This window comes from Aestuariibius violaceus, assembly GCF_040779325.2.
GTDB lineage: Bacteria > Pseudomonadota > Alphaproteobacteria > Rhodobacterales > Rhodobacteraceae > Aestuariibius > Aestuariibius violaceus.
Map to the genome: position 1 here is coordinate 1160062 of NZ_JBFONT020000001.1, position 11060 is coordinate 1171121.

10 protein-coding genes are annotated in these 11060 nt (G+C 65.8%); 7 read left to right on the forward strand and 3 right to left on the reverse strand.

The window, feature by feature from the left end; genetic code table 11:
• The first annotated feature begins 1 nt into the window (after nt 1).
• Both AADZ90_RS05880 and hisG read left to right on the forward strand, forming a co-directional pair.
• Complete coding sequence (locus AADZ90_RS05880) at nt 2-1042, forward strand: ATP phosphoribosyltransferase regulatory subunit (protein ID WP_367308673.1); 1041 nt, start codon at nt 2-4, stop codon at nt 1040-1042.
• Nucleotides 1039-1734: an ATP phosphoribosyltransferase gene (hisG, locus tag AADZ90_RS05885; protein ID WP_367308672.1), complete on the forward strand. Its 696-nt coding sequence runs from the start codon at nt 1039-1041 to the stop codon at nt 1732-1734. The genes AADZ90_RS05880 and hisG overlap by 4 nt, the downstream gene beginning before the upstream one ends.
• 18 nt (nt 1735-1752) lie before the next feature.
• On the opposite strand, the gene AADZ90_RS05890 is transcribed toward hisG, so the two are convergent.
• Entirely contained in the window at nt 1753-2184 is a 432-nt protein-coding gene (locus tag AADZ90_RS05890; protein WP_367308671.1) for a DUF1489 family protein, read from the reverse strand.
• A gap of 113 nt (nt 2185-2297) precedes the next feature.
• On the opposite strand from AADZ90_RS05890, the gene AADZ90_RS05895 reads away from it, so the two are divergent.
• A complete protein-coding gene (locus AADZ90_RS05895; protein WP_367308670.1) occupies nt 2298-4601 on the forward strand; it encodes an adenosylcobalamin-dependent ribonucleoside-diphosphate reductase in 2304 nt (767 codons plus the stop codon).
• On the opposite strand, the gene tdh is transcribed toward AADZ90_RS05895, so the two are convergent.
• Both tdh and AADZ90_RS05905 read right to left on the reverse strand, forming a co-directional pair.
• Entirely contained in the window at nt 4598-5623 is a 1026-nt protein-coding gene (gene tdh / locus AADZ90_RS05900) for an L-threonine 3-dehydrogenase (protein ID WP_367308669.1), read from the reverse strand. The two genes, AADZ90_RS05895 and tdh, sit on opposite strands and share 4 nt — an antisense overlap.
• 8 nt (nt 5624-5631) lie before the next feature.
• On the reverse strand, nt 5632-6819 hold the full coding sequence (locus AADZ90_RS05905; RefSeq protein WP_367308668.1) for a glycine C-acetyltransferase: 1188 nt from the start codon (nt 6817-6819) through the stop codon (nt 5632-5634).
• 272 nt (nt 6820-7091) lie between these two features.
• Between AADZ90_RS05905 and rpsD the strand changes: the two genes are divergently transcribed.
• The 4 genes from rpsD to AADZ90_RS05925 all read left to right on the forward strand — a co-directional run bounded on the left by rpsD (nt 7092) and on the right by AADZ90_RS05925 (nt 11059).
• On the forward strand, nt 7092-7712 hold the full coding sequence (gene rpsD, locus AADZ90_RS05910) for a 30S ribosomal protein S4 (RefSeq protein WP_367308667.1): 621 nt from the start codon (nt 7092-7094) through the stop codon (nt 7710-7712).
• Between the two features lie 241 nt (nt 7713-7953).
• A complete protein-coding gene (hisC, locus tag AADZ90_RS05915; protein ID WP_367308665.1) occupies nt 7954-9042 on the forward strand; it encodes a histidinol-phosphate transaminase in 1089 nt (362 codons plus the stop codon).
• A complete protein-coding gene (locus tag AADZ90_RS05920; RefSeq protein WP_367308663.1) occupies nt 9039-9950 on the forward strand; it encodes a prephenate/arogenate dehydrogenase family protein in 912 nt (303 codons plus the stop codon). Before hisC ends, AADZ90_RS05920 begins: the two co-directional genes overlap by 4 nt.
• On the forward strand, nt 9947-11059 hold the full coding sequence (locus AADZ90_RS05925) for an extensin-like domain-containing protein (protein ID WP_367308662.1): 1113 nt from the start codon (nt 9947-9949) through the stop codon (nt 11057-11059). The genes AADZ90_RS05920 and AADZ90_RS05925 overlap by 4 nt, the downstream gene beginning before the upstream one ends.
• Nucleotide 11060: the final 1 nt, after the last annotated feature.

Genomic DNA, 11060 nt, shown 5'->3' on the forward strand with positions numbered 1-11060 from the left:
GATGACCGCCCCCGCCCTCCGTGCCGAGGCCGACCGCCTGCTCGGCCACTTCACCGACCGTGGCGCGAGCCCGTTCGAGACGGCGATCCTGCAGCCCGCCGAAACGCTCCTCGACCTCTATGGGGAAGACATCCGCGCCCGCGCCTACACCACGCTCGACCCCCACCGGGGCGAGATGATGCTGCGCCCCGATTTCACCGTCCCTCTCGTCCAACACCATATGACCCACGGCGCCGACCCAGCCCGCTACGCCTATGCGGGCCAGGTCTTCCGCCGCCAGGAAGACCACCCTGACCGCCCGGCGGAGTTCCTGCAGGTCGGCTACGAAATCTTCGACCGGACGAACCCGGCCAAAGCCGATGCCGAGGTCTTTGCCGCCATCCACGACGCACTGACGCCCCTCGGCCTGACGCCCTCTACCGGCGATCTCGGCATCCTCGGCGCCGCCATCGACGGCCTCTCGACGACCGATGCCCGCAAGCGCGCCCTCAAGCGCCACATCTGGCGCCCCGCACGGTTCCGCGACCTTCTGAACCGTTTCACCGATCCGCCCAGCCGGCCGGAGGCGCCCCAAACCGACGCCCCGCTCATCGGCAAACGCACCGCCGGGGAAATCGCCGCCCGTCACAAGGCCCTCGCGGAAGAGGCCGCCACCCCGCCGCTCTCCCGCAGCGACCGCGAAACCCTCGACGCCATCCTCGCCCTGCGCGACACCGTGCCCACGGCGCTCGCCTCCCTCCGCGGCCTCGCCCGGACGATGCCGCACCTCACCCCTGCGACGGACCGGCTCGAGGCCCGCCTCGACGCCCTCTCCGCCCTCGGGATCGACGCCCAGACCCTGCCATTCCAGACCACTTTCGGCCGAACGCTGCTGGAATATTACGACGGTTTCGTCTTCGGCTTCTCCCGCGGCCCCGGCACCCAGCCCGTCGCAACAGGCGGCCGCTACGACGCGCTGACGCGCCTTCTGGGCGATGGCCGCGCCATCCCCGCCGTCGGCGGCATCATCCGCCCCGACCTCGCGCTGGAGGCCGCAGGATGACCCTCAAGCTCGCCATCCCCTCCAAGGGCCGCCTGATGGACGCGACGATCGACTGGTTCGCCGCCCGCGGCATCACTCTCGAACGCACCGGCGCCGACCGTGAATACGCCGCCGCCGCCCGCGGCATCGACGGGCTCGACCTCCTCCTTCTCTCCGCCGCAGAGATCCCGCGCGAGCTCGCCGCGGGCCGCATCCATCTCGGCGTCACCGGCACCGACCTCATCCGCGAGCGCCTCGCCACCCCAGACACTCTCATCACGCCTCTCGCCGAACTCGGCTTCGGCCACGCCGACCTCATCCTCGCCGTCCCCGCCGCCTGGACGGATGTGCACACAGCACACGATCTCGATGCCGCCGCTGCCCAGTTCCGCGCGACCCACGGCCACCGCCTGCGCATCGCGACCAAGTACCACCGCATGACCCGCGCCTGGCTCAAAGAGAAAGGCGTCGCCGACTACCAGATCGTCGACAGCCAGGGAGCCACCGAAGGCACCGTCGCCGCCGAAACGGCCGAAGCCATCGCCGACATCACCACCACCGGAGAGACCCTCCACGCAAACCACCTGCGCCCGCTGGACGAGGAACCGATCCTGCGCAGCCAGGCAACGCTCTGGCAGAGCCGCACCGCGCCGCTTGACGCCGATGAACAGCGCACTCTGGACGACCTGAAAACCCGGCTGCTTGAGCGCTAGCTCCCGCGGACAACCCCTTTAGCGCACCCCGATCTCCGCCAAGGCCGCGCTCAGCTCCGCCGGCAGCCCCGGCTCGCCCTCGCGGCTCTTCGCCAAATCCCGTGGCGCATCCTCGGGCTTCAGGTACCGCCATCCCTGGAAGGGCCGCCGCAATACCGGCTCAACCCGCACAAGCTCGTCATCCAGCAAAATCGCGCAGCGACTGATCCCGTCCTGCCCGACCCGTTCCCGCAGCCCGACGATCTTCTGGCGCACCTGCATCACGCCCTGGATCACCCAGTAAATCGACCCGCCATTCGTCAGCTCCGCCTCGCGCTTCGGCCACATCCTGGTGGTATGGAAATAACGGCCCTCTAACCGCTGGCCCGACCGCCTCTGCTGCCAGTCCCTCAGGCTCTCGACGCTTTCGGACCCGACCGAAAGCTTCTGCATGTGGATAAAATCTGTCATGAAGACCCCATATATCGATACAATCTAGCCCGATTCCCTGCGGCTCACAATTGACCGACATCGCCGCAGGGCCTAACGTCGTCCGTCCTGCCGCCCGCTGAGGAGAGCCATAGATGAGCCGTTTCGCCGCGCCCATTTCCGAAACCATCTGGGACATGAAGTACCGGCTGAAAGAGGCGGACGGCACGCCCATCGACACCACCGTCGAAGACACCTGGACCCGCATTGCCGAGGCGCTCGCCGCCGTCGAGGACACCCCCGACGAGTGGGAGCCGCGCTTTTACGCCGCACTCGAGGATTTCCGCTTTCTCCCCGCGGGCCGCATTATCGCCGGCGCGGGCACCGAACGTTCTGTTACGCTCTTCAACTGTTTCGTCATGGGCACCATCCCCGACACGATGGAGGGGATCTTTCAGGGCCTGAAGGAAGCCGCGCTGACCATGCAGCAGGGCGGCGGCATCGGCTACGACTTCTCGACCATCCGCCCCAAGGGCGCGCTGGTCAAAGGTGTGGCCGCCGACGCCTCCGGCCCGCTCTCCTTCATGGATGTCTGGGATGCGATGTGCCGCACCATCATGTCCGCCGGCGCCCGCCGCGGCGCGATGATGGCGACTATGCGCTGCGACCACCCGGATATCGAGGAGTTCATCACCGCAAAATCCGACCCGCAACGTTTACGGAATTTCAATGTTTCGGTGTTAGTGACTGATCCGTTCATGGAGGCCGTGAAGGCCGACGACGACTGGAACCTCGTTTTCGAAGGAAAGGTTTACAAAACCTTACCCGCGCGCTCCCTTTGGGACCGCATCATGCAGTCTACCTACGACTACGCCGAACCCGGCGTGATCTTCATCGACCGCATCAATGCGATGAACAACCTCCGCTACGTGGAGACGATCGCCGCCACCAATCCCTGCGGCGAACAGCCCCTGCCGCCCTACGGCGCGTGCCTGCTCGGCTCCATCAACCTCGCCCGCCTCGTCCGCGACCCGTTCGAGACGAAGGCGCGCATTGACGAAGACGAACTCGACACTCTGGTCGCGACCGCCATCCGGATGATGGACAACACGGTCGATGCCTCCCGCTTCCCGCTCCCCCAGCAAGAGGAAGAGGCCCAGAACAAGCGCCGCATCGGCCTCGGCATCACGGGGCTCGCCGACGCGCTCCTCATGCTCGGCCTCCGCTACGGGACGGAGGAGGCCGCGGCCCAGACCGAAGACTGGACCTACCGGATCGCCCGCGCCGCCTACGCCGCCTCGACCGACCTGGCGAAGGAAAAGGGCGCCTTTCCGCTCTTCGACGCCGACGCCTTCCTCGCCTCCGGCTCCTTGCGCGATATGGACCACGACATCCGCGACGGCATCGCCCAGCACGGCATCCGCAACGCGCTCCTCACCTCCATCGCCCCCACCGGCACGATCAGTCTCTACGCGGGCAACGTCTCCTCAGGCATCGAGCCGGTCTTCGCCTACAGCTACAAACGCAAGGTCCTGCAACCCGACGGTTCCCGCACCGAGGAGGAGGTCGTCGACTACGCCGTCCAGCTCTACCGCGAGAAATTCGGCGCAGATGCCGACCTTCCCGACCATTTCGTCAACGCGCAGACGCTCGCACCCCTCGATCACGTCCGGATGCAGGCCGCCGCCCAGAAATGGGTCGATTCCAGCATCTCCAAGACCATCAACTGCCCCGAAGACATCTCCTTCGACGCCTTCAAGGACGTCTACATGGCTGCCTGGGACCAAGGCTGCAAAGGCTGCACGACCTACCGCCCTAATGCGGTGACCGGCTCGGTCCTCTCCGTCAGCGACACGCCTGAAAAGAAAGAGAAACCCACCCTTCATCTGGCCGAAAATACTCAAGACGTCCCGACCGCCACCGGCGATGTCGTCTACATGTCGGAACCTCTCGACCGCCCCACATCGCTCGAAGGTCACACCTACAAGCTCAAATGGCCCGACAGCGAACACGCGATCTACATCACGCTCAACGACATCCTCCTGAACGGCCGCCGCCGCCCCTTCGAAATCTTCATCAATTCCAAGAACATGGAGCATTTCGCCTGGACGGTCGCGCTCACCCGGATGATCTCCGCCGTCTTCCGCCGCGGCGGCGACGTAACCTTCGTCGTCGAGGAACTCAAGGCGGTCTTCGACCCCCGCGGCGGGGCCTGGATGAAGGGCCGCTACGTCCCCTCCATCCTTGCGGCCATCGGCGGCGTGATTGAACAGCACATGATCGCCATTGGCTTCCTCGACGGGGAGGGGCTGGGCCTTAAGATCGACCCCAAGGCAGAGGTCATGGTCGCCGGAGACCGTCCCCGCGGCGCCGCCTGCGCCTCCTGCGGCAGCTTCGATCTGCGCATGGTCGAAGGCTGCGCAGTCTGTGGCAATTGCGGCTTCTCGAAATGCGGCTAGCTCCAGTCGAGCACCACCTTGCCGCTGCCCCCTGACCGCATGGTCTGAAACCCTTGCGCGAAGTCTGCAGCGGGTAACCGGTCGGTGATGACCGCGCCCACGTCCAGCCCGTTCTCCAGCATCGCGATCATCTTGTACCACGTCTCGAAGATCTCGCGGCCATAGACCCCCTTGATCGTGATCGCCTTGAAGACGATCCGCGACCAGTCGACCGGCGACCGCCCCGGCGGGATCCCCAGCATCGCGATGCGGCCTCCCATCACCAGCGCCTCGACCATCTGGTCCAGCGCCGCCTGACTGCCCGACATCTCGAGCCCCACATCGAATCCCTGTGCCAGCCGTAACCGGCCCACGACCTCGGCCAGCGCCGTCTCGGCCACATTGACCGGCACCACATCCGCCACTCGGGCGGCCAGCGCCAGGCGGTCGGAATTGATATCGGTGATGACCACATGCCGTGCGCCCACATGCCGCGCGACGGCGGCCGCCATGATCCCGATCGGCCCGGCCCCCGTCACCAGCACGTCCTCGCCCACCAGATCGAAGCTCAGCGCCGTATGGACGGCATTGCCCAGCGGATCGAGGATTGCACCGATCTCATCCGGGATCGCCTCGGGCAGCGGCACGACGTTGAAGGCGGGCAGCCGCAGGTAATCGGCAAACGCGCCGGGCTCGTGCACCCCGATCCCGCGCGTATCCGGGTCCAGATGGAACTTCCCCGCCCGCGCCTGCCGGGACGCATGCCCGATCAGATGCCCCTCGCCAGAACAGCGCTGCCCGATCGTCAGATCGGTGACATTCGCGCCGAGCTCAACGACCTCGCCCGCGAATTCATGCCCGATCGTCAGCGGGACCCGCACCGTCCGTTGCGCCCACTCATCCCAGTTCCAGATATGGATATCTGTCCCGCAAATCCCCGTCTTGTGGATGCGGATGAGAACGTCGTCGGCCCCGATCTCGGGAACCGGCACGGTCTCCAGCGTCAGCCCCTCCGCCGAGGCGCTCTTCACAAGGGCGCGCATCGTACCGCTCACGACAGCGCCCCGGTGGACTTCCCCGCCCGCTCGAACGCGCCGAGCGCTCGGTCGAGTTCGTCGCGCGTCAGCGCAGCATTCATCTGCGTCCGGATCCGCGCCTGCCCGCGTGGCACGACAGGGAAGAAGAAGCCCGAGACATAGACCCCCTCCTCGAACAGCCGCGCCGCCATGTCCTGCGCCAGACGGGCCTCGCCCAGCATCACCGGAATGATCGGATGCTCGCCGGGCAATAGGTCGAACCCGAGTCGCTCAAGCCCCGCGCGCCAGTAGCGCGCATTGTCGAACAGGCGCTCCCGCAGATCGTCGCCCTCCTCGACCAGACGCAACGCCTCAAGCCCCGCAGCCACGACCGCAGGCGGCAGCGAATTGGAGAACAGATAGGGCCGTGCCCGCTGCCGCAACAGGTCGATCACCGGCTGCGGTCCCGCGATATACCCCCCGATCGCGCCCCCCAGTGCTTTGCCGAGCGTCCCCGTCAGGATATCCACCTCCACCCCGAAATGCGCCGGCGTGCCCGCCCCCTTCGGCCCCATGAAGCCTGTCGCATGGCAATCATCGACCATGACGAGTGCATCATGCGCCCGAGCAAGCGCCACGATCTCGGGCAGCTTCGCCAGATAGCCGTCCATGCTGAACACGCCGTCCGTCGCAATCATGACGAAGCGCGCCCCATCCGCCCGGGCCATCGTCAGCTGCCGCTCCAGATCCTCGATGTCGGAATTCGCATAGCGATACCGCTTCGCCTTGCAGAGCCGGATCCCGTCGATGATCGACGCATGGTTCAGCGCGTCCGAAACCACCGCGTCTTTCGGCCCCAAAAGCGGCTCGAAAAGCCCGCCATTGGCATCGAAACAGGCCGCAAAGAGGATCGCATCGTCCTTGTTGAGAAAGCGCGCGAGGCGGCCCTCCAGCTCCCGATGCAGGTCCTGCGTCCCGCAGATGAACCGGACAGAGGCCATGCCGAACCCCTTGTCGTCCATTGCGTCCTTGGCGGCCGCGATCAGGGCAGGGTGGTCGGCAAGCCCAAGATAATTGTTCGCGCAGAGGTTCAGCACCTGCGCGTCGCCCACGGTGATCTCGCCCCCCTGGGGCGAGGTGATGAGCCGCTCGCGCTTCATCATGCCGTCGGCCTCGATCTCCTCGAGCGTCCGGGCGACATGGTCAAGAAAGGTATCTGACATCGAAATCTCCTCGGGTCCGAGCCTAGCTGGCCGACCGGCAGGGCGCCTTGACGGAAATCGTCAAAATTGGCGCCGTTGGCGACGGCGCCGCGCGACCCGTCGGATGTGGTTGACAGGCCGCGCCTGTCCGCATAGATGGCGGCCTTCGTTGGTGTTGGCGGCCCCCGCAAGGGGAGGCCTGTCGCCCGGAAACGGGAAAGGACAACGCCCTTCATGAAACCGCCCGAGAACGCCCGCAAGGGCGGACGAGGGTCCCCTGAAGGAGATCAGCCGTGACCAAACGCACGTCTGCCAAGTACAAGATCGACCGCCGCATGGGCGAAAACATCTGGGGCCGTCCGAAAAGCCCCGTCAACCGCCGCGAATACGGCCCCGGCCAGCACGGTCAGCGCCGCAAGGGCAAGCTGTCCGATTTCGGTATCCAGCTGCGCGCCAAGCAGAAGCTCAAGGGCTATTACGGCGACCTGACCGAAAAGCAGTTCCGCCGCATTTATGCCGAGGCTGAACGCGTTCGCGGCGATACCGGTGAAAACCTCATCGGCCTGCTCGAGCGGCGCCTCGACGCCGTCGTCTACCGCGCCAAGTTCGTGCCCACGATATTCGCGGCCCGCCAGTTCGTGAACCACGGCCACGTCAAGGTGAACGGCCAGCGCGTCAACATCCCTTCCTACCGCGTGAAGGAAGGCGACGTGATCGAGGTCCGCGAGAAGTCAAAGCAGCTGGCCTCCGTGCTCGAAGCCGCCCAATTGCCCGAGCGGGACGTGCCGGACTACATCGAGGCGGACCATTCCAAGATGACCGCGACCTTCACCCGCATGCCGCAACTGGGCGACGTGCCCTACCCGGTGATGATGGAACCGAACCTCGTCGTCGAATTCTACGCCAAAAACTGATCTGGCGCTGAGCCAGTCCAAAAGCCGCCCTCGCCCGGGCGGCTTTTTTGTCGGCGCGCAAAATCTTCCAGAAGATCTTGAAGCGTCAAATCCTTCTGGAAGGATTTGCATCTCGAGGATTCTCTAGAAAACCCTTCTTGCGGCAACAGATTGCGTGGACGGCCACCCCTCCCATCGACCTACTGGCCAGAACCGATCCGTCCAGCTAGAACAACGCGGCTGCTATCCTGGACCAGACCCGATGACACAGATCCTTAGACCGCAACCTGGTATCCTCGATATCGAGCTCTATGAGGGCGGAGCAAGCCGCCTTCCCGGTCAATCAAACGTTCTGAAGCTGTCGTCGAACGAGAATCTCTTTGGTCCGTCAGAAGCTGCGGTCGAGGCTTTCCGGCGCGCCGCAACAGAGCTGCACCGCTATCCGTCCTCCGACCATCTGGACCTGCGGGAAGCCATTGGCGACGTGCATGGTGTCGATCCGGCCCGTATCATCTGTGGCGCCGGCTCGGGCGAGATCATTGACTTTCTCTGCCAGGCCTATGCAGGTCCCGGGGACGAGGTGATCCACACTGAACACGGTTTCTCGATGTATCGGATCTGGACGCTGGCAGCTGGCGCGACGCCGGTTTCCGTGGCGGAATGCGACAGAGTAACGGATGTCGATGCGATTCTGAATGCGGTGACGGACAACACCCGCCTCGTCTTCATAGCGAACCCGAACAACCCAACCGGAACGATGATCGGCACTGACGCACTCGCTCGTCTAGCGGATGGCCTACCGGGCCACTGTCTTTTGGTGCTCGATGGTGCCTATGCGGAGTATGTCGAAGGCTACGATGCGGGCCTCGCGCTGATCGAGGCGCGGCCAAATGTCGTGATGACCCGGACGTTTTCGAAGATCTACGGGCTTGGCGGGCTGCGCATCGGGTGGGGTTATGGCCCGCAAGAGGTGATCGATGTACTTCGGCGGATCCGCGGACCGTTCAATCTTTCCAGCGCGGCTTTGATGGCGGCGGAAGCGGCGGTTCGCGACATTGCTCATACGGAAAGATGCAGAGAGGTCAACAGCCGCTGGCGGCATTGGCTGGCTGAGGCTTTGGCGAGCCATGGGGTGCCCTCCGACACCTCCATGGCGAACTACGTCCTAGCCCGTTTTGCCGACAGGGCCGAGGCGGAAGCCTGTGACGCGTTTCTTAAGGAAAACGGGATCATCGTGCGAGGGGTGGCGGGCTATAACCTGCCAAACTGCCTTCGAATTACCGTCGGCGACGAAGCGGCTTGCCGGCGTGTCGCCCATACGATCGGACAGTTCAAGGCTGCCCAGCAGTGAGCGTCATCTACCGCAAGGTCGCCCTGATCGGGCTGGGTCTGATCGCGTCTTCGATGGCCCATGCGATCCGCCGTGCGGGCGCCGCCGGGACGGTCGTGGGCACCGCGCGGTCTGCCGAGACCCGGGCGATCGCCAAGGAAATGGGCCTGGTCGACGAGGTTGCGGAGAGCGCGGCCGATGCCGTGGCGGATGCGGATCTTGTGGTGCTTTGCGTTCCGGTCGGCGCGATGGGTGCGGTGACCGAAGAGATCGCGCCGATGCTCAAGCCCGGTGCGGTCGTGTCGGATGTCGGTTCGGTCAAGCGGGCGGTGATCGCGGATGTCGGGCCGCGGCTGCCCGAGGGCGTGCATTTCGTTCCGGCCCATCCGCTTGCCGGAACGGAGCAGTCCGGGCCGCAATCGGGCTTTGCAGAGCTTTTCGACAACCGCTGGACGATCCTCGTCCCGCCTGAGGGCGCGGATCGGGGGGAGGTCGACCGGCTGGCGCGGTTCTGGCAGGCGCTTGGCGCCTATACGGATGAGATGGATGCCGATCACCACGATCTGGTGCTTGCCGTGACATCGCACGCGCCGCATCTGATCGCCTATACGATGGTCGGCGTGGCCGATGATCTGCGGCGGGTTACGGATAGCGAGGTGGTGAAATACTCCGCTGCCGGGTTTCGGGACTTCACGCGGATCGCCGCATCGGATCCGACGATGTGGCGGGATGTGTTCCTGACCAATCGCGACGCGACGCTGGAGATCCTTGGTCGGTTCACGGAAGAGCTGTTCGCGCTTCAGCGGGCGATCCGGACGGGCGACGGGGACCATCTGCATGCCTACTTCACCCGGACGCGGGCGATCCGCCGGGGGATCGTTGAGGCGGGGCAGGATACCGATGCGCCGAATTTCGGGCGGAGACCATGAAGGTCGGGAGCCTGGCATTGATGCTGATCGCGGTCGGTTTGGCCGGGCAGGCCGATCCGCTGCGTCCAAGCGCGCGCCCGTCCGGGCCTGCTAAGGTGGTGGAACTGGCCGCTTCGGCGCGGCCTGTGGCGCGGGACGCGCCGGTCGAGGCACTGGCTGTGGGTGGCGGCGGATCGGAGACTGCGCTGGGCAGGATTGCCGCGCCGGTTGTCGCCGGAGAGGCGGATCTGTCCGCGCCGGCGGATCTTACCCCCGCAATTCTGTCATTCGCGGTGGAGGCGGGCAGCGGGCTTGACCCTGTCGCGCAGGTGGCGCTGAGCTTTCCGCAAGGGCTGGCGCCCTCCGTGCGGCCGCAGAGGCGCGGTTTGCCAGCGGCGCTGCCGGTTCCCGCAGCGCCCGAGACGGCTGGCCCGGCAGCGGCGCGCCCGGAAGCGCGGCCGAGCGAGCGGTTCGCCCAGATCGCCTTCGAGCGGTCGGTGATCCTTTATTCCGCGACAGAGGAAGCCGTGCGGGTCTCGCTGCGGCCCGCGCAACGGTCCGAGGCGATCCTTGCCATGGGGCAGCGTGTGCAGAGAGAGCGGCGGGCAGGCGCGGTATGCGGGAACCTGCTGATCCAGGGGGAGGTCATTCCGCCGGTGCCGGGGCGGATTCCGGGCTGCGGTGTGGCCAATCCGGTGCGCATCCGATCGGTCGATGGCGTTCCGCTGACCCAGCAGGCGACGATGGATTGCGTAACGGCGGATGCGTTTTACCGCTGGGTCTCGCAGGGGGTGAAGCCTGCGATCGGATCGACCGGTGGCGGGCTCGCGCGGCTGCGGGTGGCTGCGCATTACTCGTGCCGGACGCGGAACAATCAGCCGGGTGGGCGGATTTCCGAGCATGGCAAGGGGCGCGCGATCGATATCTCTGGTTTCATTCTGCGGGACGGGACGGAGATTACACTGCTGACCGGTTGGCGGAGCGCGGCGCATGGCCAGCAGCTGCGCCAGATGCACAGCGCGGCCTGTGGGATCTTCGGCACGGTCCTTGGGCCGGATTCGGACCGGTTCCACCAGGATCACTTCCACTTCGATACGGCGCGGTATCGCAGCGGGTCGTTCTGCCGCTAGC

Excerpts from the sequence above, each read along its gene's own strand:
- hisC (WP_367308665.1), top strand. The coding sequence starts at position 7,954 with ATGACACAGATCCTTAGACCGCAACCTGGTATCCTCGATATCGAGCTC.
- hisG (WP_367308672.1), top strand. The coding sequence starts at position 1,039 with ATGACCCTCAAGCTCGCCATCCCCTCCAAGGGCCGCCTGATGGACGCG.
- tdh (WP_367308669.1), bottom strand. The coding sequence starts at position 5,623 with ATGCGCGCCCTTGTGAAGAGCGCCTCGGCGGAGGGGCTGACGCTGGAG.
- AADZ90_RS05905 (WP_367308668.1), bottom strand. The coding sequence starts at position 6,819 with ATGTCAGATACCTTTCTTGACCATGTCGCCCGGACGCTCGAGGAGATC.
- AADZ90_RS05890 (WP_367308671.1), bottom strand. The coding sequence starts at position 2,184 with ATGACAGATTTTATCCACATGCAGAAGCTTTCGGTCGGGTCCGAAAGC.
- AADZ90_RS05895 (WP_367308670.1), top strand. The coding sequence starts at position 2,298 with ATGAGCCGTTTCGCCGCGCCCATTTCCGAAACCATCTGGGACATGAAG.
- AADZ90_RS05880 (WP_367308673.1), top strand. The coding sequence starts at position 2 with ATGACCGCCCCCGCCCTCCGTGCCGAGGCCGACCGCCTGCTCGGCCAC.
- AADZ90_RS05925 (WP_367308662.1), top strand. The coding sequence starts at position 9,947 with ATGAAGGTCGGGAGCCTGGCATTGATGCTGATCGCGGTCGGTTTGGCC.